This window comes from Pseudoalteromonas sp. Hal040 (genome assembly GCF_037162425.1).
Classification (GTDB): domain Bacteria; phylum Pseudomonadota; class Gammaproteobacteria; order Enterobacterales; family Alteromonadaceae; genus Pseudoalteromonas; species Pseudoalteromonas gelatinilytica.
On sequence record NZ_JARLUU010000001.1, the window covers coordinates 76,709 to 102,040 of the forward strand.

Sequence of the window (25,332 nt, forward strand, 5' to 3'; positions counted from 1 at the left end):
GCCTAGTGCTGGGTTTTTTTATTTCTAAGACTTGAAGTAAGTAGATAGGAATGATTCTTAATAAATATTCATTTGAATAGCGTTTTTTTCTAGTACTATTCATGGTATTTATAGTGAATATAAAGTGCCTAACCACAGCATGGATTTTCATCTATACTTAAAAGCTTTATAATTAACCGTCAGAATACTATAAGTACTGGGTCTTAATTGGTATTTAGCTTAATACTACCGAGTACTTTCACGTCACCAAGAGGGCAATATTGTGCTACAAGAATATCGTAAACACGTAGAAGAACGTGCCGCGTTAGGTATCGTACCAGCGCCATTAGATGCTCAGCAAACGGCTGATCTTATTGAATTAATCAAAAACCCACCGGCAGGCGAAGAAGAGTTCATCGTTGATCTTCTAGTTAACCGTGTACCACCGGGTGTTGATGATGCGGCTTATATTAAAGCTGGTTTCTTAGCTGCAGTTGCAAAAGGTGAAGCGAGCTCTCCACTTTTATCAAAAGAAAAAGCAGCTGAGCTACTTGGTACTATGTTAGGTGGTTACAACATCGAACCTATGATCGATCTTTTAGATGACGAAGCGTTAGCACCAATCGTTGTTAAAGGTCTTTCAAACACATTATTAATGTTCGACGCTTTCTACGATGTAGAAGAAAAAGCGAAAGCAGGTAACGAATTTGCTAAGCAAGTGATCGCGTCTTGGGCAAATGCAGAATGGTTTGTAAACAAGCCTGCAGTTGCTGAAAAAATTTCAGTTACCGTATTCAAAGTAACTGGTGAAACAAATACTGATGACCTTTCACCTGCTCCAGATGCTTGGTCACGTCCAGATATTCCATTACACGCTTTAGCTATGCTGAAGAACGAACGTGATGGCATCAACCCTGAAAAACCAGGTGAAGTTGGTCCAATCTCACAACTAGAAGAGCTTAAAACTAAAGGTTTACCTCTTGCATACGTGGGTGATGTAGTTGGTACGGGTTCATCTCGTAAATCTGCAACTAACTCAGTACTTTGGTTCATGGGTGATGATATTCCTTTCGTACCAAACAAGCGCGTTGGTGGTGTATGTTTAGGTGGCAAAATTGCTCCTATCTTCTTCAACACAATGGAAGACTCTGGTGCATTGCCAATCGAACTACCTGTTGATGAGCTAAACATGGGTGACCAAATCGATATCTTCCCTTACGAAGGTGTTGTAAAGCGTCACGGTACTGATGAAGTAATCTCTACTTTCTCTCTTAAATCAGACGTAATTCTTGATGAAGTGCGTGCTGGTGGTCGTATCCCACTAATCATCGGTCGTGGTCTAACTGACAAAGCGCGTAAATCTCTAGGTTTAGAAGCAGAAGATATCTTCCGCAAACCAGCTCTAGTTGAAGATTCTGGTAAAGGCTTCACATTAGCTCAGAAGATGGTTGGTAAAGCATGTAACATGCCTGGCGTACGTCCTGGTCAATACTGTGAGCCGAAAATGACAACTGTTGGTTCGCAAGATACAACAGGTCCTATGACGCGTGACGAACTTAAAGACCTTGCGTGTTTAGGTTTCTCTGCAGATTTAACAATGCAGTCTTTCTGTCATACTTCTGCTTACCCTAAGCCAATTGACGTAAACACTCACCACACACTTCCTGATTTCATCATGAACCGTGGCGGTGTATCACTACGTCCTGGTGACGGTGTAATCCACTCATGGTTAAACCGTATGTTATTACCAGATACAGTAGGTACTGGTGGTGACTCACATACTCGTTTCCCTCTAGGTATTTCATTCCCAGCGGGTTCAGGTGCGGTAGCATTCGCAGCAGCAACAGGTGTAATGCCTCTTGATATGCCTGAGTCAATCTTAGTACGTTTCAAAGGCGAAATGCAGCCAGGTATCACATTACGTGACCTAGTACATGCGATTCCTTACTACGGTATCAAAGAAGGTCTTCTTACAGTTGAGAAGAAAGGTAAGATCAACGAGTTCTCTGGTCGTGTACTAGAAATCGAAGGTGTTGAGCACCTAACAGTTGAGCAAGCGTTCGAGCTTTCTGATGCGTCAGCTGAGCGTTCAGCAGCAGGTTGTACAGTTAAACTTTCTAAAGAGTCTATCGCTGAATACCTTGAGTCAAACATCGTAATGCTTAAGTGGATGATCTCTGAAGGTTACGGTGATGTTCGTACTATTGAGCGTCGTATCACAGCGATGCAAGAGTGGTTAGCTAACCCTGAGCTTATGGAAGCTGATGCAGATGCAGAGTACAAACACGTACTTGAAATCGACCTAGCAGACATCAAAGAGCCAATCCTTTGTGCACCAAATGACCCAGATGATGCGCGTCTTCTTTCAGACGTTACTGGCGAGACAATCGACGAAGTATTCATCGGTTCGTGTATGACTAACATTGGTCACTTCCGTGCTGCAGGTAAACTACTAGATGGTTACAGTGGCCGTATCCCAACTCAACTTTGGGTTGCACCACCAACGAAGATGGATAAAGACCAACTTACTGACGAAGGTTACTATGGTATCTTTGGTCGTGTAGGTGCACGTATCGAAACTCCAGGATGTTCACTGTGTATGGGTAACCAAGCACGTGTTGCTGATAAAGCAACTGTTGTGTCTACTTCTACGCGTAACTTCCCTAACCGTCTAGGTACTGGCGCAAACGTATTCTTAGCATCTGCAGAACTTGCAGCAGTAGCAGCAATCCTAGGTAAATTACCTACACCAGCTGAGTATCAAGAGTATGCAGCTAAGATCAATGCAACAGCCGCTGATACGTATCGCTACCTGAACTTCCACCGTATGCCTCAATACACTAAAAAGGCAGACCAAGTAATCGTTCAGCAAGCCGTATAATTAGTAATAATTTAATTTACTAGTATAAAAGCCCGCATTTAGCGGGCTTTTTTATTAAGTTTTTGTTCAGTTTGGTTTGTAAAATTAATACATTTGTCTACACTGATTGTTGTGAAAAGTTAACAGTTGTAACTTTGTGTTTAATATTGTAACCAAGGAAGGTAAGCATCATTTCTTGGCTGCATAGATTTTGCAAATCAAGGAATTGAACAATGAAAGCACTTCTTCTTTTACTCCCTCTCAGCGGTTCGGCTCTTGCTGTTAACCCCTCTTTTAGCGAAGTTCGACTCGGTTTTGAAACGATTAGCTACAGTGAAACACTCAATGATGTAGCTGGATTTGGCAAGCTCAGTCAATCAATTGATGTTACTAACCCCGCAATTCGACAGATATCATATACAGGGATTGATGATACATGGGGCTTTTATATTGAAAGCGCAGCAACAATTTCGACTGAAATTGAAACTGAAACTTGGCACTTGGCTGAGTTTGGCGATATTCAAGAAAATGCATTTAAAACGAAAGCGAATGAGATCGGTTTTAAAGGCGCATATAACTTTTCAAAAGCCATACAATTCACCCTAGGTACCAAGTTTTTTACGTCGAGTTTTACACGTTCAAATTTTGCCTTTGTGCAGCCTGGTGCAGCGGCATTTGATGAGGCACTTATTGCTATCTCAGCGGATCCCGATAACCCAGCACGTTTTACCTTGCCGGGTATGAACAATGCAAACAATATAGGTGACCAACAAGACTACAATTCTCAGCTTCGACCTGTGGTCTCTGTGTCAGAAGATCAAATGGGTATCTTGCTTACTTTAGGTGCTCGTTACGATAGCCGTTTAAAAGACAGTTTCAATAAATACAGTTGGTATGCCGAAGCTGAGCTGAGTACGCCAATGTACTCAGAAATTCAAAACACTCAATTTGAAACAACCACGCTTACCGACAGCTTTAATGGCTGGGGAGTGTTGGGGCGAGTGGGACTGCGTTATCAAATAATGTCGCATATTGCGTTAATGGGCGGTATTGATGCGCAATACAAGTCTCGCGATATTGTGACCAAGAATCTTGAAAATGGTCAACGTCTGCGCGTGCCTGAAGTTGAATATAGTAATGTATCATTTGCCGTTGGTTTACAGTGGAGCTATTAATGAACAAGTTAGTCATTGTTAGCTCGTTATTCATTTGTGCTTTATCTGGATGTAAAACTATTGATTCTGTACAGCAAGATTTAGGTTCTCTTGCCAGTAGCATTACTGGCGAAGAAGCAACACCTGAGCAAATACGTGCAGCATTTGATAAAGCCCAAAGTGTCTTCCAAGAAGCCCTTAGTGCTTATAATCAAATAGATGCAGATAGCCTAGCGCAATTTGATGAGGAGCGTGTAACTAAGGCTCGCAAAGTATGGGCGGTGCTAGAGCCTGAATTTAATGAGCTGCGTTTAGCTCCTGAATATGCGCTAAAAAGCGCGTCACTATTTTCATCGGATACGGTTTCAGATGAAATCATGTCTCAAAGTCAGGAAGTCATTTCGTTGGTTGCTGAAGCGCAGCTTGCTAAGCAAAGGATCACTTCTGTTTTACAGCCAATAAGAGATGAGTTTGCAATTTTAGATCAATTGGATGCGGAAACCTCTTATGAGAAGCGTTACCGAGAGCTAGATAAGCAACATCAGCAATTAAAGGGAATGCTCATCGATGGGCAAGAGCAGCAAGTTGCTGAATATGTACCTAAGCTATTAGGACAACTCATTGATTTAGAAAAAGACGCCGTTGTGCAGTTTTATTTTTCTCAGTATATCGAAAAAATTTATGCACTAGCTAATTCCAAAAAAGTAGATGTTTTTCCGACTGTTTATCAGGACGTTCGCAAGCAATTAGAACAAGGCGAAGCATACAGCAAAGCGAACTATCGTGAGTACGAGCAAATTAAACAACAAGCAGCATTATTGGCACTGCAAATAGATCGTATTGATAGTCTCTATGCTGAGTACTTGGCGCAAAAAGCGGCTATTGATAAAGACACCGTTGAAGCACACATGCTGAGTCTAGAAAGTGAAATTTATGCACTGACTATGGCAGTAGGCTTAGGCGACCTTAGAGGTTTACCATTCCAAGAGCAGCTTCAGCAAGTAAGAAAAGCAATTAATTGAGTAAACCAAGAGCCACAGTTCGCTGTGGCTTATTATCAACGTTAAGGGATTTAGCGTTTAAATAGCTAAGAGTTTCCCTGCTATAAGCGAATGTAATGGAGTATAGATATGTTAATTCAAAAGCGGCTGTTAGCCGCGGTTTTTGGTACCTTATTTTTAGTTGGATGCGGGGGAGGTGGAAGTAGTGACTCTGGAACTAAACCAGATCCTGTAGACCCAGTTAATCAAAGTCCAACAGTTTCTATTAGTGCTGACTCAGAGGGCACAGAGCAAACCTCATTTAAATTAAGCGCTGTAGCTGTTGATAGCGACGGTAGCATTGCTTCTTATAGTTGGACATCTGATGCTAGTTTTGACTTTGCACAAAGCGGTGGCTTAACAAGCGCAGAAGCTACTTTTCAAACACCTGATATAGATGCTGATACAACTGTTAACTTCACTGTCACTGTAACAGATAATGATGGGGCAACAGCTTCAGCAAAGCATAGCGTTATATTTAAACGAAATGTATCAACAGTGACAATTACCGGGATAGTAACGGATCAACCAATTGCTAATGCAGAGTTAGAGATTAATGTTGGAAGTGATGTCTTTTCGGTCAATGCAGACCCAACCGGGCGCTATACAATAGAGCTTGTAGTGGACGAATCTGCAAGTGAAAAGCTTGTGCTGGTTAAAGCAAAAGGTCTTGATAGCACCAATCCTGGGGTTGTTTTCGTTTCACAGTTAAGCTCAATTCAAGCGTTATTGGAACAGGCTGGTGATGATAGTACGCTTGATAGTGAAGACAACTTTGGCGTCAACATCACGAATGTGACGACCGCAGAGTATGCGCTTTTAACGCGTAATAATGAAGAACCTCAATCTGTAGAAGAGCTAAACGCAGCGTTACTAAATGTTGATGCTGATGAAAAAATCCTATTGGCAACTCTTATCAAAATCATCGTGGATAATGCTGACTATGTTCTCCCTGAAGGCGTAGAAAATACACTCGATCTTGTCAGTGACGAAGATACCGCTAAGAATTTTGAAGATGAAGTAAATGAGAAAGATCCTGATCTCATTGAAGAGACGAAAGAAGAAATTAAAAAAGATGAAAACTTAGTTTCTGATAGCGATGAGCCTATTGTTGGTGATTTTATCGTTAACTCACCTCGTTATTATAACAATGATGCATATCACCTTGTCCTGGCAAGTGACGGTACGGGTGAACTTAATGCAAATACAAGCTCAACACTGACAATGAGTAAAGAATCAGGAGTGTATACTTTAGCATTGGCAAATAGTGTAGTGACTTACACTGATGAATATAACGATGGCAATGAATCTTATATTGCGCAAACAAAATTAACAGATATTAGTTTTCAAGTTTTAGCAGAAAACGAGGTTTTCAGAACGATTGAAGTAACTCAAACCACACAGCGAACATTGGACTACCAAAATGGTAGTGAACCCGTTGTGGAGCCTTCAAGTACTCGAACCTATACAACAAACCTGATTGATAAAACTAAAACAATAGCACTAAACACTACCGAGTTAACAGAAAGCACATGGGTTTTAGACCTCAGAGACAATGATTACGATTCTGCGTCATCTGATGATGAACCTGAAACTTTACGCTTTTATGCCGATGGTACAGGAGATGTAACGGGTGAAAGTAGTGAGGTATTTAGTTGGGTACTCAATGATACTAAGTTATCTATTAGTTATGATGAAAATGGTGAAACTGGGCTAATTGAGTTTTGGTTCACGAAAGCCCTCTCAGCGGGCTATCAAGTTGTAGCATTAGACACTAGTTTTGATGAGCCAAGTAATACATTAACAGGCTTAATGGTTAAAAAAGCGAATGTAACAACAACCGATGAGGATATTATTGGTCGTTGGCATGGTTTTGTTGGTACTTCTCAATCTTATGATTTGAATATTTACCCTGATGGTAGTGTTGCTATTGGTTTAGGTTATTCAAGTTTCCAAGGTCATATTGAAGATGGCAATTTCTCTAGAAAACGCTTTTATTCAGAAACATATGGTCTTGTTTCAAGCTGTGATGGCTTTGCTGATGACTGTTACCTTGAAAGTGAAATGCAACATGAATTCATTAACATTGTTGGTAGCACCTATTACATTATCAGAACGCTAACTTATTACACTATGGCTGGTGAGGCATATGATGAAGTTAAATCGGTATTCATTTATGAATACAGTAAAGACTTGTCATACTCAGCCTTTACTGAAGAGCTATTAGAGGGTTCTATTTTATTTTATAAAGATGATAGCTCTTCAGATGCGATTTACATGCAATATAATGACTTAGGTGAAGTAGAGTATGTTGTCAGTTTTGATGGTGTTGAGCATATAGCAACGTTCAATGATGGCGTATTAAGCTATCAAGTTGATGGTAATACGTGGTTTGTTGAACTGGTTTCTGCGGATGAAAATGCTGTTACTATTTGCCGATACCAACAAGGAAGTAGTTGTTCAGCTGATACGCAAATTAGTTACTTACCTAAGCGCCCTAAAGTAACCTTAACTGTGAATCCATCTCAGAACGGTAACCTCTCACCTACCAGTCAAACTTCGTATTGGTACCAATATGCATCTTTCGTAATTAGCCCTGATGAAGGGTATGTTATTGACGAAATTACAGGATGCGAAGGATATATTGAAGGAGGCTATTATCTTGTCTATACCACAGGTGCTGATTGCGATATTACCGCAACGTTTAAACCTGCATTATTAGCTTCTGGCGAGTATATTTTAAATAACAGTGATTTATATAATGCACCAGCCTTGGGCTTATTACTAAATGCAGATAACACTGGCGCTGTAACTCTCAACGGTAGTTCAAATATCAACTGGTATGAAGTTGATGATCACATTGAGTTATCACCTATCGATAGTATCGTTGTAGAAGAATATATCTCTTTCCCTGATGGTATGACTGAGGTTCAGTATCGAACTGAGATCAGTTACGCTGAGTTAATGCCAATGGCAGAAAAAGGGCTTAATTGGCATTGGCTAACAGTTGAATATAGCTATTACGAGAATGACGTTTTAGTGAATACCAGCTCTGAAAGTTCCAATGTTTATGCTTTTGCTGATGGCGATGAAATTGCTGTTGCTAGTGATGATATCGTAGGGCAATGGGCAGTAAGCGCAGAACAAGGAGGAGTGCTATTAAATATGCAGATCAATGCTGACGGAACGGGCTCTTACATAGATATTTTGAATGATGAGCAAGATACGTTTAGTTGGCAGATCATTGATAGCAACTTAGTACTTAATCACAACAGTGATAATTCAACAGATACTCTCTACTTCACTAAAAATATTAACGTTGGTTACCAATTCTTAGACCAGGGTAATGATAGCGAGGGGGATTATGTTGATGCAGGCATGTTTGTTAAACGCAATGAAGTAGCCATTAATACAAGTAATTTTTCTGGTCGTCATCAATTTAGAGAGGGTCATGAAATTGATTCGCATTGGAGTGAAATCCAAATTTATGACGATGGTGAAATCTTCTTTACCTTTGGAACAAGTTCATATCAGGGAAGCTTTGTTAATAACCGCTATATTAGAAGGCTTTATGTAGATACTAGCTCTGGAGGTTGGGAAACAACTGACTTCTGTGATACTAGCTTAGATACGTGCTTCCTTTATGGTGAGTTTGTTTACAAGCTAATTGCTATTGATGGAGCCCGATATTTTGTCGAGCGTACTGTGGCGTTCGATGATAATGGCACTGGGGTGCTAGAAAAATTCTCTGCCAATCTATATGTACATGATTATGCTAGTTCAACAGCAGTTGATAAATTCTACGACTACAACTTATATAGCTTCACTTTATATGAGAGCGATGGCACAACATGGTCATTAAGTGAGCAGGATTATAATGAAGATAGTCAGACTTACGATTACTCACTGACGATTGGAGATCAAAGTATCACGGGTGTTCAATTGGTTGATGGTAAATTGTCATTTATTGAAAATGGCCAAGACACGCTGCTTGAGCTTATCAGTAACAATCGCACCGAACTCGTTTTCTGTAAGTATTTAGCAGGTAATAGTTGTCAGTCACAAGATCAAGTTTCCCTTTCTATGAGCAATTAAACGTGTAGTAAATTGTGCAATCTAAAACAGCCACATTTGTGGCTGTTTTTATTTTTTAGATTAAATATTCTAAAAGCCAAGTATAACGATCTTAAAATTATGCATTATGCCTTGCTGGTTTACATAAAAACGCAAAAATTCCCCGCTAATTGAATTAAAATCCTCGCCAACATTCTCAACGTAATAAGGCGAGATCGAAATGACTACATTAAACAACCAGAACCTTTTACAACTTCGTTTTGTAAGCCAAGCGCATATTGATGCAGTAAAGCCTTCGTTTGCTAACCTACCTGCTAATCCATACGCAGATGGTGAATTTCGTAAGCGTCGTTATTCAGTCATTAAAGTTGTTGATGGTGAATTAAAACTACAACCTACAAAAGCGTTCGTGCAAGATGACTCAATCAATACCTTTCAAGGTAATGTAGAGCGCACGTATGAGAACCTTGAAGATAGCTTATTAGCGACGGATGGCATGAAGCAAATCGTTAATCAGTTCCGCGATATGACAGGTATTAGCGATGATCGCGATATAGAAATTCATCAATTTAGAATGCTTGCGATCGACAGTGACACACCTGCTGCGCCAGAAGGTGTTCACCAAGATGGTTTTGATCACGTATGTGTATGTGGTGTATCACACGAAAACCTAGAAGGTGGTGAGCTACTTGTTTACGAACACCAACAAGCTGAACCATGTTTCAAAATGGAAATTAAAGACGGCATGTTCGCACTGATTAATGACCGTGAAGTATGGCACAACGCAACGCCAATGAATAAAGTAGACGCAAGCAAAGAAGGTTACCTTGATTGCTTCGTACTCACTGCTTAAGGGTAACTCATGAACTTAAAGCAATTACGTCGCCAATTCCCTGCACTTATGCAACAAGTTGCAGGACAGTCACCTATTTTCCTTGATGGCCCGGGCGGCTCTCAAGTGCCACAGTCAGTCTTAAGTGCTATGACTGCTTACTTGGGTTACTACAATTCAAACTTAGGTGGTGCATTTTTCTCAAGTGACAAAACAGTCGAGTTAATGGCAAATGCTCGCCAAGCTGCAGCTGATTTATTAAATGCCCCATCTAAAGAGCAAATCGTGTTTGGTGCAAACATGACAAGCTTAACGTTCAGCTTTAGCCGCGCTATCTCGCGTGATTGGACTAATGATGATGAAATCATCGTTACCAATGCAGATCATTTCTCAAACGTATCATCTTGGCAGCAAGCTGCTGAAGATAAAGGCGCAACAGTAAAAACGGCTCTTATCAACGAAGCTGATTGCAGCTTAGATATGGCACATTTTGAAAGCCTTTTATCAAGCAAAACAAAGCTTGTTGCAGTGACGTATGCGTCGAACACGACGGGTTCAATTAATGATATTAAACGCATTGTTGAGCTTGCTCATGCGGCTGGTGCGTTAGTTTATGTTGATGCCGTTCATTACGCACCTCATGAGCTGGTTGATGTACAAGCGCTTGATTGTGACTTTTTAGCGTGCTCTGCATACAAGTTCTTTGGTCCTCACCTTGGTATTGTTTATGGTAAACGTGAACACCTTGAAGGTTTCACACCATACAAAGTTGAGCCGGCAAAAGATGTTGCGCCAGGTCGCTGGGAAACGGGTACGCAAAGTTTTGAAGCGCTGGCTGGTTTAATTGCAGCTGTTGATTACATTGCTGCAATTAGTGAACTTGACGAAAGCCATTCACGCCGAGAAAAACTTGCGGCTGCATTTGCTATTACTAAACAACATGAAATGGCATTAAGTAAGCATTTCTTAACGCGTTTAGCTAATTATCCGCGTATAAAGTTATTCGGTATTGATGATTTAGATCGTTTAACTGAGCGTACACCGACTTTTGCCCTCACATTTGAAGGCATTGAGCCACGTATTGTGTCTGAGTTTTTAGGTAAGCAACATATTTGCGTGTGGGATGGTAATTTCTACGCTCAAGGCTTATGTAAGCAGCTCGGTGTATTAGAAACCGGCGGCGTAGTACGCATTGGTTGCATGCACTACAACACGATTGAAGAGCTTGATAAGGTTTTTGATTTATTTGATCAATTACTGGCAGGTTAAATCTGAGTTGTTAGTTTTAGTTAAGCTATAAGTTTTAAGCAGCCTGAGTGGGCTGCTTTTTTATTGCCATAAAAAAGCGCAACATCAAACGTTGCACTCCTTCTACTAATAGCTTTAGCTTAGCTTATTACCGCTTACCGCTTACCGCTTACCGCTTACCGCTTACCGCTTACCGCTTAGCATTAGGATTGTGGTTGGCCATAAATTTGTTCCGCGCGGTTGAATAAGACCCACGAGGTTAAAATATACTTATCATTTGAAACTGGCTTATTACCACGGTGAGTGTGGGTAAAGTAGCCTGGCGCTACGACCATAGTGCCTTGTTTTGGTGATATTTTTCGTTGTTGATAGTAAAACTCAGTTTCACCACCTTCTTCTACATCATTTAAATAGAACATAAATAACAGCACGCGATGTAGAGCTTCGTTGTGGCCAGCTTGCGGGTATACCTCGCTATGCCAATAAGGGTAGCCACCTTTATTGATATCGTATTTTTGTGCTTGAATTGGACCCATGCGGAAAATTTGCTGCACGAGTAATGGCAATTGTGGTTTGCCGACTTCTTCAAAGTTATCTTGTGTTAGGTCAACAGATTTGCCTGTTTGCGGATGGTAAACCTTTAAACCAAAGGCACCAATCATCATAAAAATATGTTCTTCAAGATATTTGAAGACGTAACCCGCAGTCGTTTGTTGAATATGCTTTAGTTGCTCAGCGTATTCAGGGTGATTATTAAGGTATAAATCGCGGCTGTCTTTTTTCGCTAGGTCAACTCCGCCTGAGGTAATGCCTTGTTTTAAATGCGGGCTTTGTTCAAATACCGTGATAAAGTTGTCGCAAAATTCTTTGCTGAGGGCGTTTTCGTATACGCGAATAAAGTCCGTCATGAGCTACCTTTAGTTTATATTTTTTATAGGGTTACTATGTTTACTGAAACTATCACACCACGCTTTAGCGAAACAGATGTGCTAGGGCACATCAACAATACCGTACTCCCTGTATGGTTTGAAGCCGCCCGAGCGCCTATTTTCAGGTTTTTTACGCCCGATTTAAACCCTTATGAGTGGAAACTGATCATTGCTAAAGTTGAAGTAAGCTTTGTAGGTGAGTTGTTTTATGGTCACGATGTCACAGTGAAAACCAGTGTTGAGCACGTTGGCTCTAGTTCATTTGTACTGCGCCAAGAGGCTTGGCAGCAAGATAACTGCTGTGCCGTTGGTAAAACGGTACTAGTACGTTACGACTTTGCAAATAAATGCTCGCAAAAACTTAATGAGCAAGAAAGGGCTGACCTCACAACGCATTTAATCGCAGAGGAATAAACCATTTTTTGCCGACATTTATGTGTGCTTGGGGTAAAATGCGCCTTCATTATTTTGACTGAATAATTTTGGGTTACACGCAATGCTGTTAATGATCGACAATTATGATTCGTTTACATACAACCTAGTGCAGTATTTTCAGCGCTTGGATCAAGATGTATTAGTTAAACGAAACGATGAGATCAGTATCGCAGAGATTAAACAACTTAACCCAGAGCACATCGTACTTTCACCTGGGCCATGTTCACCAAACGAAGCAGGCATTTCTTTGCAAGTGGTTGAACAATTAAAAGGCCAGTTACCTATTCTTGGTATTTGCTTAGGGCACCAAACTATTGCTCAAGCTCTAGGTGCCGATGTGATCCGTGCAAAGCAAGTGATGCATGGTAAAACCTCGTTAGTTAAGCATACCAATCAAGGTGTGTTTAACGGTTTGGCCAACCCGCTGACAGTATGTCGGTACCACTCTTTAGTGGTGGATAAACAAAGCTTGCCTAGTGACTTCACTATTACCGCATGGACAGAACAAAATTCTGATTTTGATGAAATTATGGGGATCATGCATAATGATTTAGCACTTGAAGGAGTGCAATTTCACCCCGAAGCAATTTTGACCCAACAAGGGCTTGAATTACTTGCTAACTTTTTAACTCGCTTCTAATCTTAGGCTAGTGAATTAACAAATATGACCGACAATACGCCTGTGCAAATGACCGAAGAAAACCGACAACAAAGGACTGCGATGGTGCTTAATGAGCGCGCGCACGATCTTTTGCTTGGTCACAGTTTTGCACAGCGCCAAATTGGTTTTATTCATACTTTAGAAATCGATTATGGCGAGTCAATGGAGCAGCGTACTTTATTAGAGGTTGAAGTTGCTGCCGAGAAAAAGCGTCAAAAGAGTAGTACAGCTCACCATAAATACCGTGCTCAGGCGAGCAAACAGTTACACCAAGTGATTGAAGCCGCCATGCAGAAGCAGCTTGAAGACATTGATACCGTGATTCACGAAACAATCGGCATCCAAGATAGCGTCCCTGCTATTTTAGATATTTTAGCTGTGCGCTCGGCCTCAGTGGGTCGACTCGAGCCCTTAGTTAAAGACTTAAGTTGGTTAGGCCGTGAGCTTGTCGCGTTTGTGAATTTACCTTTCTATCGTAAACAACGTAATAAACACACTTCAGTTCAAGTAGATAATCCATTATTAGCGTCGCGCTACATTGGTTTAGATAACTTAAAATTTGTCGTGCCAACCTTTGCGGTACGCCATTGGATGCCGCACAGTACAGAACCATTCCCGCTGTTAAAACGTCGACTTCGTGATAATTCAATGGCATGTGCTATCGCAGCACAAGAGATTGCGAAGCTTAATGGTGTAAATGAGGTGCACGCGTTTACTTTAGGTATGCTACTTGATGTGGGTAAGATAGCGCTAGTTCGCATATATCTTCGTATTTTCGAGTTAGTTTGGCAACGCCAAGTAACAAAAGCCCGTGATGAGCAAAAGAAAGACTTGCACACAGCTTTATTAGAACTAAAACCAGACCCTTTGTTTTTAAGCACCTTGCTAAACAAGCAGTCGATGAAGGTAACAGCGACCGTGATTGAGCAAATGGCCTTTAGGTATTTACCATTTAATGCGGTCATGCAGCAGTTAACGACGCCACTGGCTAAAAATGATGAGTATTTGCCACTTACCAAAGTGATTTTAAAAGCCCGTTGTTATGCCCAGTATTTAAGTTTAAATGAGCATCAACTGGTCGAAAGTGACGAAACTGAGCGTTGGTTTGCGCACTTCGATTTCAGTAAAGAAGAGCTTGATCAGCTAGCAAAATGCAATTTTGATCGCTTTCATATCCAAATTAATTAAAAAAATTGTTAATTTTTTTGCGACTATTCATTCACTGTTTATCAATCCGCAGCAACAAATTTTTTCTCTTTAGCCTCTGCTTGGCTCAGTAGCGGCACGCCTTTTTGTTCTATTTCGAGCGAAAAACAACCTTCAAATAGTTATTCACTATCCATGAAAAAATATCTCAAGCCCTTTATTTTCAAGGGCTACATGAAAGTTTTCTAAGAGACATGACGAAAATTTTCTGAAATAATGGATGAATGAAAATTGAACCAAAGAGTAATTTTGGTGATTTTGCGCTAAGCTCAATCGGCTAAGTAAAATGGCTTAGTTTAGCTTTAGGGCGCTACCTTACTCTGTGTGTGCTTACAATTATGAGGATATAAAATGACAGTCAATCGCGAATTATTTGATCAAGTAATGGTTCCTAACTATGCACCATCAAGTGTTATTCCAGTTCGAGGCGAAGGCTCTCGCGTATGGGACCAAGAAGGTCGCGAATTTATCGATTTTGCTGGTGGTATTGCTGTTAACTGTCTTGGCCATTGTCACCCGGCTCTTGTAAGTGCATTAAAAGAGCAAGGCGAAAAAATTTGGCACTTATCAAATGTAATGACGAATGAGCCAGCACTTCGTTTAGCTAAAAAGCTAACTGATGCAACGTTTGCAGAGAAAGTATATTTTGCAAACTCAGGTGCAGAAGCAAACGAAGCGGCACTTAAGCTAGCACGTCGTTTTGCACTGGATAATTACGGTGAGCAAAAGTCACAAATTATCTCATTCAATAAAGGCTTCCACGGCCGTACATTCTTCACTGTAACAGTAGGCGGTCAAGCTGCATACTCTGATGGTTTTGGTCCAAAACCGGGTGATATCGTGCACTGTGATTACAACGATTTAGCGGCCTTTGAAGCACTTATCTCAGACAATACCTGTGCGGTAATGATGGAGCCTCTGCAAGGTGAAGGCGGTATCATTTCTCCAACTGCTGAGTTTGTTGAAGGTGTACGTGCGCTATGTACTAAACACAATGCACTACTTATCTTTGATGAAGTGCAAACAGGTGTTGGTCGTACTGGTGAACTTTATGCTTACCAAGGTCTTAATGTAACTCCAGATATCTTAACAACGGCAAAAGCGTTAGGTGGTGGCTTCCCAATCGGTGCGATGATCACGACAACTGATATTGCTAAGCACTTAAAAGTCGGTACTCATGGTTCTACTTACGGCGGTAACCCACTTGCGTGTGCAGTAGCAGAAGCAGCATTCGACACAGTAAATACGCCAGACGTACTTAACGGTGTTAAAGAAAAGTCAGCATTATTCCGTGAGTTACTAACTGCGATTAACGAAAAGTACAATGTATTCACTGAAATCCGTGGCGAAGGTCTTTTAATTGGTGCAGTGGTGACTGAGCAATTCAAAGGTCGTGCAAAAGAATTCCTAGTTGCCGGTACTGAAGAAGGCGTTATGTCTTTAGTTGCTGGTGCTGATGTTGTTCGTTTCACACCGTCACTTGTTATTCCAGAAGCTGATATCCGCGAAGGTATGGCTCGTTTCGAAAAAGCAGTTGCAAAAGTCGTAAACGGCTAAGCGAAACTGTCATTTCAGGGCAAGCTAGGCTTGCCCTCATTTCTTAATTTACCGTTATTTATAAGGGAGCAAGCGGACTTATGATGATCCTTCGCCCAATCCAGCAAAGCGATTACCAAGCCTTAGTAAAGATTGCTGATGAATCAGGACATGGCTTTACGTCTTTGCCTAATAATGAAGAGTTATTACAAAAGAAAATCGATCACTCTGTCAGCTCATTCGCAAAAACAGCGCAGCAGCCAGGTGATGAAGGTTACTTGTTTGTTCTTGAAGATAGCGAAACGGGAGAAGTTGTAGGGACTTCAGGTATTGAAGCTGCCGTAGGTTTGGATGATGCTTTTTATCATTATCATTTAAGTAAAGCGATTCACTCATCTCGTACGCTAAACGTGTATAAAGCCGTTGATATTTTAACGCTGTGTAATGATTACACAGGTGCAACTGAGCTGTGCACTTTATTCTTAAAAGACGGCTACCGTAAAAACAATAACGGTAAATTGCTTTCAAAAGCGCGTTTTATGTTCATTAACCAACATAAAGAGCGTTTTGCTGAAACAGTGATTGCAGAAATGCGTGGTGTTTCAGATGAAAATGGCGAAAGCCCATTCTGGCAATGGCTCGAAGAACACTTTTTCTCGATGGACTTTCCGACGGCAGACTACTTAACGGGTATTGGTCAGAAAGTATTTATCGCTGAGTTAATGCCAAAATACCCAATTTACGTCAACTTACTAAGCAAAGACGCGCAAGCTGTGATTGGTCAAGTACATGACAATACACGCCCAGCGATTGAACTATTAAAGAGTGAAGGTTTTACTTTTAATGGTTATGTAGACATTTTTGATGCGGGTCCAACTGTTGAAGCTAAGGTCGATAATATCGCCACAGTGCGTAACGCAAGAACAGTAAAAGTTGAGATTGGTGAAAGCCAAGGCGACACCACGGTATTGTTAGCAAACGACAAGCTTGCTGATTTTAGAGCAACCGTGACTGAAGTGAGCCTTACGTGTGATGCCGATACCGTCACAATTTCAAGTGAACTTGCCAAGGCGCTTCACCTAGAAGCTGGCGATTCAGTTTCACTTGCAACACTATAAAATTCAGGAGACATATTAATGACTCATGCAGCGCAATTTATTAATGGTCAATGGCAAGCGGGCCTTGGTCATGATTTTCAATCTGTAAATCCAGCAAATAACGATGTGATCTGGCAAGCAAACACAGCAACCGCTGAGCAAGTAGACAGCGCCGTTGCTGCTGCACGTGAAGCGTTTTACAGCTGGGCTGATAAAACATTTGCAGAGCGTTTAGCGATTGTAAAAACATTCGCAGAAACGCTTAAAGAACACAGCGAAGAATTAGCGATTGCTATCGCACAAGAAACCGGTAAACCACTTTGGGAAACTCGTACTGAAGCGGGTGCGATGGTGGGTAAAATTGCTATCTCTGAAAAAGCATTTTTAGAACGTACTGGTGATGTTGAAAACCCTATGCCACAAGGTCGTGCGATGATCCGTCACAAGCCTCATGGCGTTGTCGCTGTGTTTGGTCCGTATAACTTCCCTGGTCACTTACCAAACGGGCACATTGTACCTGCACTTTTAGCTGGTAATACCGTGGTATTTAAACCGTCTGAGCTAACGCCAGCAGTTGCTGAGTTAACGTTAAAGTTATGGCAAAAGGCTGGTCTACCTGCGGGTGTTATCAACCTTGTGCAAGGTGAAGTTGAAACCGGTAAAGCGCTTGCATCTCACAAAGGTATCGACGGCTTATTCTTTACGGGTTCTTCTCGTACGGGTCATATTTTACATGAACAGTTTGCAGGTCAACCGGGTAAAATTTTAGCGTTGGAAATGGGCGGTAATAACCCGTTAATCGTTACTGATGTTACTGATACTAAAGCGGCTATCCACGATATTATCCAATCAGCGTTTATTTCTACTGGTCAACGTTGTACGTGTGCGCGTAAGTTGTTTTTACCTAAAGGTGAGCAAGGTGATGCCATCTTAGCGGGTCTTATTAAAGCAACTAAAGCAATTAAAGTGGGCGACTACGACGCAGAAGATCAACCTTTCATAGGGTCGATGATTTCTGCTACAGCGGCTGCAGGTATGGTTGCTGCACAAAAGCAACTTGTTGAGCTAGGTGCAGACGTACTTGTTGAGCTAACTCACAAAGAAAATACCGGCTTTGTAACACCGGGTATTTTAGAGTGTACAAACGTTGCGAACTTCCCAGATGAAGAGCACTTTGGACCACTGCTTAAAGTATTCCGTTTTACTGATTTTGATGCCGCTATTGATAAAGCAAATGACACTAGCTTTGGCTTGTCAGCAGGTTTATTAAGTGACAGCGCCGCTGATTATGATCACTTCTTACGTCGTATTCGCGCAGGTATCGTTAACTGGAACCGTCCTATTACGGGTGCATCAAGTGCTGCACCATTTGGTGGTATTGGCGCATCGGGTAACCACAGAGCAAGTGCCTACTATGCAGCTGACTATTGTGCATACCCAGTCGCTTCAGTTGAGCTTGAAAAAGTAGCGATGCCAGCGACATTGAGTCCAGGCTTAAAAATCGATTAATAATCGTAAATCATTACAAAAAGCAGCTTAGGCTGCTTTTTTTGTATGAGATGTCTAGCAAAGGTAGCAATTAAAAGCGCTTTCTGCTTAAATCTAAAGAGATAGTTTTTTATTAGGTGTGCAGTCGTATGGTTTTAGATAGGCAAGGGTACGATGATCTTGTCATGTATCTCACTCAAAATTTAGCGCTTTTTGAGAAGCCAGGTCAAATTAAACCAGGAGCTCCAACAGTGTTAGAGCTGATTGAAGACGTGATAGCAGAAAACGTCATGTTACTTTGCGAGCAACATACAGAGCTTAATACTGAACAACGTAGTCAAATAGTCCGCGAAGTCGACGGTATTGTTTACGACCTACAAGAAGTACTTAGTAGTGTCACGAATCACACTGTAACCGTTGAACAGCATGCTTTTATCGATGAGTTTGCCGGATTGGTGAAAAACTTATTCGACAGTGCTGTTGTAGAAAACGCCTAGTTTATAAAGCACCACACAATCTCTCGTCTTAAGCGAGCTGCTTAAAATAAGCGACTCGCTTTCCTCTAAAGCTCACCTCTTATCCCTTGCATCTGTGTGTGACTTGCTTACAATCAAGCAAAATAACTTTAAGAGATAAAACACATGCAAGCGAATGTAAAATGGGTAGAAGGTGATACGTTTATTGGCCTTTCAAATTCAGGTCACAATGTAGTTTTTGATGCAGGTAGCGATAGTGCAGCACCTAGCCCAATGGAAATGGTGTTAATGTCAGCAGGCTGTTGTTCATCTGTTGATGTTGTTAGCATTTTGAAAAAAGCGAAGCAGTCGTTTTCTGACGTACAAGTTAAGCTAACTGCTGAACGTGCAGAGTCAGCGCCTCGCGTGTTTACTAAGATTAACCTACACTTTGTGGTTACCGGTAACGATGTCTCTGAAAAGCACCTTGCTCGCGCTGTTCAACTGTCAGCTGAAAAGTATTGTTCTGTTGCCTTAATGCTTGATAAAACAGTAGAAATTACGCATAGTCATGAAGTTGTGCAAGAACAGGTAAAATAACGCTTTTTCCGAGCACAAATTTCGTATAAAATCCGCGAACTTTTATTTCTGCTGGTGCAGGTTTCACTCGTTTAAAGGTTGGTTTAGCATGAATAAACCCTTCGATAAAATTAAGCTTCATGGCTTTAATAACTTAACTAAGAGCTTAAGCTTTAGTATTTACGATATTTGTTACGCAAAGACTGAACAACAGCGTAAAGAATATATTGAATATATCGACGAACAGTATAGTGCTGATCGCCTTACCGATATTTTAGGTGAAGTTGTGGATATTATTGGTGCAAACATCTTGAATGTTTCTCGCCAAGATTATGATCCGCAAGGTGCCAGTGTAACAATCTTGATCTCAGAAGAGCCGATTGAGCAACAAACAACGTATGACGTTGATGAAGCGCCGGGTCCTCTTCCTGAAACAGTTGTAGCGCACTTAGATAAGAGCCACATCTGTGTTCACACATACCCAGAAGCACACCCTGATGATGGTATCTGTACATTCCGTGCTGATATCGAAGTATCAACGTGTGGCATTATCTCGCCATTAAAAGCGTTAAACTTCTTAATTCACAGCCTTGAGTCTGATGTTGTAACAATTGACTACCGCGTACGTGGTTTCACCCGTGATGTTGATGGTGTTAAGCACTATATCGACCATGCAATTAACTCAATTCAGAACTACATGACTGAAGATACTAAAGAAGCGTACCAAATGATGGACGTGAACGTGTATCAAGAGAACTTGTTCCACACGAAGATGATGTTAAAAGAAACAGACTTGAATACTTATTTATTCGGTGTTTCTACAGCGGATCTTTCTGAAGACGAAGAAGAAGAAATTCGTTCTAAGCTAACTCGTGAGATGCAAGAGATCTTCTACGGTCGTAACTTACCAGACACAGAGTAAGTTACTATAGCTTCAGAAAAACGGCGCGTAATGTAAGTTACGCGCCGTTTTTTTATGCCTCATTGACTGCATTCAGCTGTACTTATATGCTGATTAAAAGGCCAATTTAAGGATTGATATGTCAGTACCTCTCTCGCAGTCGGTATTTTTAGCAGAGCAAGTTCGTGAAAATGAAGGACCCGCTGCCAAGCGCTGTGGTATCAGTATGTATGAGCTTATGGAGCGAGCAGGGCAGGCTACTTACCAACAAGCTATCAGCTATTTTCCTAAAGCAAATACATTCGTTGTGTTAGCGGGCGTTGGTAACAATGCAGGTGATGGTTATGTTGTTGCTCGCTTAGCTAAACAAGCGGGTAAGCAGGTTAGAGTTATTGCTGCCATGCCCGATAAACCGCTCAAAGGGGATGCCCTCAATGCTCAGCAAGCTTGGCTCGACGCAGGGGGAGCAATAACAGCAGATATAAGCGTTATTGGGCAAGCAGACATCATTATTGATGGCTTACTTGGTACGGGTATTCAAAGCAAGGTGCGCGAGCCTTTTTCAACCTTAATTAAAGCTGCCAACGAAAGCCAAGTGCCGATAGTTGCTATCGACCTACCCTCAGGTATTCATGCAGACACAGGTGTCGTACAGGGAGTCGCAATTAAAGCTGCACTCACTGTGACTTTTGTGGGGATTAAACAAGGTTTAGTGACAGGGCAAGGGCGAGCACATGCAGGTAACCTAGAGTTTGCTGATTTAGGTATTGAAGATGCCTTTTTAAAACTGACATCACCCGCTGCAGAGCTTATCAACTATCAGACGCAGCCGAGGCTTCCTGAGCGCGATAATAACAGTTACAAAACCAGTCATGGAAAATTATTGTGTGTTGGTGGTAATGCTGGCACAGCAGGCGCAATTCGTTTAACCGCAGAGGCCGCTCTTCGCACTGGTGCGGGCATGGTCAAAGTGTATACCCATAGCAGTTCTATTTTGCCAGTGAGCATTGGACGACCTGAACTTATGGTTACCGATACAAATATAATTAGTGCGCTAGAGTGGGCGAGTTGTATTGCTATTGGTCCAGGGCTTGGTCAGGACGCTTGGTCCGAAACAACCTTTGAAATTGTCATGCAGTATTGTTTCACTAATAACAAGCCACTGATTATTGATGCCGACGCACTAAATTTAATAGCTCAGCATGCTTCATCATTCCTATTAGCGAATACCGTAATCACACCGCACCCCGGTGAGGCTGCAAGATTACTGAATTGCCGCACGGTTGATATTGAAGAAAATCGCTTTCATGCGGTAAAACAGCTTGCGCGCAGCTATTCCACTACTTGTGTACTCAAAGGCGCTGGTAGTTTAATTGCTAATAATAACCAAACATGGGTGTGTATTGATGGAAATCCTGCACTTGCGGTTGGCGGCAGTGGTGATGTATTAACAGGTATCATAGCGGCACTGATCGCACAGGGGCTTACTCCTCAGCAAGCAGCGTGTTTGGGCGTAACATTACATGCAAAAGCTGGGGATATTGCTGCAGAGCATGAAGGCGAAAGAGGCATGTTGCCGAGTGACTTGTTTGCGATAGTGAGGGAGTTGGTTAACTGAGCCGTCAGCCGTCAGCCGTCTGGTTCTGATAGCTGACAGCTTAAAACTGATAGCTAGAACTGCCACATACTGAAAGGTGAAAAACGTTGTGGATATGCCTATTCAACGTGCCAGTCATTGAAAAAGAAGTATGGCGGGGCTTGTGAGCTTAGCTATTAGTTTATTGTTCTATTAAATGGTACAAACGGCCTGTGTAAAGTGACTTGAATTCGCATGCTATCTTTCAATTCTTACTTCTCGAGCTTTATCTGTTTTTAACGCATTGATTTTTTGTGTTTTTATTTGTCTTTTCTTTTTTGGTTTTAAATTTAAATCTTCACGGTAACGCCGGTAAAGTTTTTGTAAATTATTGCTGGTTGTAAATTGACTTTTTTGGGATTGTCTACAAATATTAATCCGCAGTTTCAGAAAAGCTCGTTTCGTCATGTCTCGGGAATGTTTTATACACCTTATAAAATTGCCTCATACTGCTTCATTAAACTTCTGGGTGATGTTTGGAATGCACATTTCAACCCTCCAAAATTTAAGGATATAAATATGAATAAGCACCTACTTATTTCAGGAGTAGCCTCATGTTTTATGTCTGCAGTGGCATTTGCAGATGTTACAGCTATGACTGGAACTGTTCACTTACAACCCACAAATGGCAGTATTAATGGTTCGACAATCTCAGTATCGTCTGATCAAGTTGTATCTGGTGGAACGTTTGGAACTTACACTACGCAGCAAATGTATGATGATGGTTTTCGGACTGAAGATGGAAAATTTGCAATGCAAATGTTCAACTATGGCTCAGGCATAGGCGCATTTGATATTCGACCAAGACCGAGCAGTTATACAATCCTTAATGATGGTGGAGCATCATATGATGTGTATTGGGGATGGCAATATTGGTTAATTTACACAAATGATGCAATGCACGGCACTATTTTGGCTGTATGGGATCAGATGCCAGCTTCATTAACTTATTCATGTGATGATTATTGCCTTGTTTCAACTATCAGTGACCCGATAGGTATCGTTGATGAAGATATGGATCAAGACGGTATCCCTGATGCTGTGGACAATTGCCCTGAAGTTGCAAACCCTGATCAGCTAGATTTTGATCAGGATGGCCAAGGTGATGTATGTGATGCTGATGTTGACGGCGATGGTGTGAATAATGATCTTGATTATTGCCCTGATACTCCAGCTTCAGAGGAGGTAACTTATGAAGGATGTTCTGTTGAGCAACATATGGCTGCACAATGTGGAGAATCATCAGAGTTTGCTAATCATGGTAAATACGTCAGTTGTGTTGCAAAAGCGGCAGAAGAGCTTTTAGATCAAGCTTTAATCACCGAAGAGCAAAAAGACATGATTGTCAGTGAGGCTGCTAAATCAGATAAAGGTAAACCAAAGAAAGGTAAGTAGCTAAGAGCAGCTCTAGTTAAATAGAGTTAGAAATTTTAAATCAGACTGTGTTTCTATAATCGTAAAAAGCCCCTAAAAACATTTGTTTATAGGGGCTTTCTTTTGAAGGTGAGGTGCCTTCGGGTAATATCTTTAAATAAAGATCTTAACCAGGGGGATAATTACATCATGCCGCCCATACCACCCATGCCGCCCATGCCGCCCATATCAGGAGCACCCGCGTCATCTTTAGGGATTTCAGCAACCATTGCTTCAGTTGTGATCATTAGACCCGCGATTGAAGCTGCGTACTGTAGTGCAGAACGCGTTACTTTAGTTGGGTCTAAGATACCCATTTCGATCATGTCGTTGTACTCGCCAGATGCTGCGTTGTAACCGTAGTTACCTTCACCACCTTTTACTGTGTTAACAACAACTGATGCTTCGTCACCTGCGTTCGTTACGATTTGACGAAGTGGTGCTTCCATCGCACGAAGTGCAACTTTAATACCGTGGCTTTGGTCTTCGTTGTCGCCAACAAGCTCAGCAAGTTTGCTAGCTACGCGAACTAATGCAACACCACCACCCGGTACAACACCTTCTTCAACCGCCGCGCGAGTTGCGTGTAGCGCATCTTCAACGCGGTCTTTTTTCTCTTTCATTTCGATTTCAGTTGCTGCGCCAACTTTGATTACTGCAACACCGCCAGCTAGTTTAGCCATACGCTCTTGTAGTTTCTCTTTATCGTAGTCAGACGTTGCTTCTTCGATTTGTGCTTTGATTTGTGCAACACGGCCGTTGATGCCGTCTTCTTCACCTGCACCGTCGATGATTGTTGTGTCATCTTTAGTGATTACAACGCGCTTCGCTGTACCTAGGTCTTCAACTGTTGCTTTTTCTAGCTCTAAACCGATTTCTTCAGAAATAACGGTACCGCCAGTTAATACGGCGATGTCTTGTAGCATCGCTTTACGACGGTCACCAAAACCTGGAGCTTTAACTGCAGATACTTTAACGATGCCGCGCATGTTGTTTACTACAAGCGTTGCAAGCGCTTCGCCTTCAAGGTCTTCAGCAATGATAAGTAGAGGCTTGCTAGCTTTAGCTACGGCTTCTAATGTAGGTAGTAACTCACGAATGTTAGATACTTTTTTGTCTACAAGTAGAATGAATGGGTTGTCTAGCTCTACTGCGCCTTTTTCAGCGTTGTTGATGAAGTAAGGAGACAGATAACCACGGTCAAACTGCATACCTTCAACTACGTCTAGTTCGTTTTCTAACGACTGACCTTCTTCAACTGTGATTACGCCTGAATCACGGCCTACTTTTTCCATTGCTTCAGCAATGATGTTACCGATTTCGCTATCAGAGTTAGCAGAAATAGTACCTACTTGTGCAATTGCTTTAGCATCGGCACAAGGAACAGAAAGTGCTTTAAGTTCTTGAACAGCAGCGGTAACAGCTTTATCGATACCACGCTTAAGGTCCATTGGGTTCATACCCGCTGCAACTGCTTTTAAGCCTTCGTTTACGATAGCTTGCGCTAATACAGTTGCAGTTGTTGTACCGTCACCTGCAGCGTCATTCGCTTTCGACGCTACTTCTTTAACCATTTGTGCGCCCATGTTTTCGAACTTGTCTTCAAGCTCGATTTCTTTTGCTACAGATACACCGTCTTTAGTAATCACTGGAGCGCCGAATGATTTGTCTAATACAACGTTACGGCCTTTAGGACCTAAAGTTACTTTTACTGCGTTTGCTAAAATGTTTACGCCAGTTAGCATTTTGCCACGTGCGTCACCTGCAAAAAGTACTTCTTTTGCTGCCATGATTTAATTCCTCTTAAAT

Annotated in this window: 19 protein-coding genes; 17 read left to right on the plus strand and 2 right to left on the minus strand. The window is 41.6% G+C overall.

Annotated features, from left to right (window positions below; all coding sequences use genetic code 11):
• Positions 1 to 262: 262 nt before the first annotated feature.
• The 6 genes from acnB to P4S60_RS00385 all read left to right on the plus strand — a co-directional run bounded on the left by acnB (position 263) and on the right by P4S60_RS00385 (position 11,208).
• A complete protein-coding gene (gene acnB / locus P4S60_RS00360) occupies positions 263 to 2,860 on the plus strand; it encodes a bifunctional aconitate hydratase 2/2-methylisocitrate dehydratase (protein WP_337114617.1) in 2,598 nt (865 codons plus the stop codon).
• A gap of 212 nt (positions 2,861 to 3,072) precedes the next feature.
• Positions 3,073 to 4,014: a hypothetical protein gene (locus P4S60_RS00365; RefSeq protein WP_063701563.1), complete on the plus strand. Its 942-nt coding sequence runs from the start codon at positions 3,073 to 3,075 to the stop codon at positions 4,012 to 4,014.
• The gene (locus P4S60_RS00370) at positions 4,014 to 5,015 is read left to right on the plus strand and encodes a hypothetical protein (protein ID WP_337114618.1); all 1,002 of its coding nucleotides are present in this window, start codon (positions 4,014 to 4,016) and stop codon (positions 5,013 to 5,015) included. The genes P4S60_RS00365 and P4S60_RS00370 overlap by 1 nt, the downstream gene beginning before the upstream one ends.
• A gap of 108 nt (positions 5,016 to 5,123) precedes the next feature.
• A complete protein-coding gene (locus tag P4S60_RS00375; RefSeq protein WP_337114619.1) occupies positions 5,124 to 9,128 on the plus strand; it encodes a PKD domain-containing protein in 4,005 nt (1,334 codons plus the stop codon).
• A gap of 199 nt (positions 9,129 to 9,327) precedes the next feature.
• Positions 9,328 to 9,960, plus strand: coding sequence for a 2OG-Fe dioxygenase family protein (locus P4S60_RS00380; RefSeq protein ID WP_063701569.1), 633 nt, complete (start codon positions 9,328 to 9,330; stop codon positions 9,958 to 9,960).
• A 9-nt stretch (positions 9,961 to 9,969) separates the two neighbouring features.
• Positions 9,970 to 11,208 (plus strand): cysteine desulfurase-like protein, encoded by a 1,239-nt coding sequence (locus P4S60_RS00385; protein ID WP_337114620.1) that lies wholly within the window; start codon positions 9,970 to 9,972, stop codon positions 11,206 to 11,208.
• Positions 11,209 to 11,390: 182 nt separating this feature from the next.
• Here P4S60_RS00385 and P4S60_RS00390 read toward each other — a convergent pair whose 3' ends face one another.
• Positions 11,391 to 12,095, minus strand: a complete 705-nt coding sequence (locus tag P4S60_RS00390) for a 2OG-Fe(II) oxygenase (RefSeq protein WP_337114621.1) — start codon at positions 12,093 to 12,095, stop codon at positions 11,391 to 11,393.
• A gap of 36 nt (positions 12,096 to 12,131) precedes the next feature.
• Between P4S60_RS00390 and P4S60_RS00395 the strand changes: the two genes are divergently transcribed.
• The 11 genes from P4S60_RS00395 to P4S60_RS00445 all read left to right on the plus strand — a co-directional run bounded on the left by P4S60_RS00395 (position 12,132) and on the right by P4S60_RS00445 (position 23,505).
• On the plus strand, positions 12,132 to 12,530 hold the full coding sequence (locus P4S60_RS00395; RefSeq protein WP_337114622.1) for an acyl-CoA thioesterase: 399 nt from the start codon (positions 12,132 to 12,134) through the stop codon (positions 12,528 to 12,530).
• An 82-nt stretch (positions 12,531 to 12,612) separates the two neighbouring features.
• The gene (locus tag P4S60_RS00400) at positions 12,613 to 13,191 is read left to right on the plus strand and encodes an anthranilate synthase component II (RefSeq protein ID WP_054552416.1); all 579 of its coding nucleotides are present in this window, start codon (positions 12,613 to 12,615) and stop codon (positions 13,189 to 13,191) included.
• Between the two features lie 48 nt (positions 13,192 to 13,239).
• Positions 13,240 to 14,400, plus strand: coding sequence for an HDOD domain-containing protein (locus P4S60_RS00405; protein ID WP_337116803.1), 1,161 nt, complete (start codon positions 13,240 to 13,242; stop codon positions 14,398 to 14,400).
• A gap of 369 nt (positions 14,401 to 14,769) precedes the next feature.
• Positions 14,770 to 15,975: an aspartate aminotransferase family protein gene (locus P4S60_RS00410; protein WP_063701580.1), complete on the plus strand. Its 1,206-nt coding sequence runs from the start codon at positions 14,770 to 14,772 to the stop codon at positions 15,973 to 15,975.
• Positions 15,976 to 16,055: 80 nt separating this feature from the next.
• Positions 16,056 to 17,072, plus strand: a complete 1,017-nt coding sequence (gene astA, locus P4S60_RS00415; RefSeq protein ID WP_337114623.1) for an arginine N-succinyltransferase — start codon at positions 16,056 to 16,058, stop codon at positions 17,070 to 17,072.
• Positions 17,073 to 17,090: 18 nt separating this feature from the next.
• Positions 17,091 to 18,560: a succinylglutamate-semialdehyde dehydrogenase gene (astD, locus tag P4S60_RS00420; protein ID WP_337114624.1), complete on the plus strand. Its 1,470-nt coding sequence runs from the start codon at positions 17,091 to 17,093 to the stop codon at positions 18,558 to 18,560.
• A gap of 128 nt (positions 18,561 to 18,688) precedes the next feature.
• Positions 18,689 to 19,036 (plus strand): DUF3802 family protein, encoded by a 348-nt coding sequence (locus P4S60_RS00425; protein ID WP_063701586.1) that lies wholly within the window; start codon positions 18,689 to 18,691, stop codon positions 19,034 to 19,036.
• A gap of 144 nt (positions 19,037 to 19,180) precedes the next feature.
• Complete coding sequence (locus P4S60_RS00430) at positions 19,181 to 19,594, plus strand: OsmC family protein (protein ID WP_063701588.1); 414 nt, start codon at positions 19,181 to 19,183, stop codon at positions 19,592 to 19,594.
• Positions 19,595 to 19,682: 88 nt separating this feature from the next.
• On the plus strand, positions 19,683 to 20,495 hold the full coding sequence (gene speD / locus P4S60_RS00435) for an adenosylmethionine decarboxylase (protein WP_063701590.1): 813 nt from the start codon (positions 19,683 to 19,685) through the stop codon (positions 20,493 to 20,495).
• Positions 20,496 to 20,613: 118 nt separating this feature from the next.
• Positions 20,614 to 22,092 carry an NAD(P)H-hydrate dehydratase gene (locus P4S60_RS00440; protein ID WP_337114625.1) on the plus strand — a complete coding sequence of 493 codons (1,479 nt, stop codon included), beginning with the start codon at positions 20,614 to 20,616 and terminating at the stop codon, positions 22,090 to 22,092.
• Between the two features lie 537 nt (positions 22,093 to 22,629).
• Positions 22,630 to 23,505, plus strand: coding sequence for a thrombospondin type 3 repeat-containing protein (locus tag P4S60_RS00445; protein ID WP_337114626.1), 876 nt, complete (start codon positions 22,630 to 22,632; stop codon positions 23,503 to 23,505).
• A 161-nt stretch (positions 23,506 to 23,666) separates the two neighbouring features.
• On the opposite strand, the gene groL is transcribed toward P4S60_RS00445, so the two are convergent.
• Entirely contained in the window at positions 23,667 to 25,313 is a 1,647-nt protein-coding gene (gene groL / locus P4S60_RS00450; protein ID WP_337114627.1) for a chaperonin GroEL, read from the minus strand.
• Positions 25,314 to 25,332: the final 19 nt, after the last annotated feature.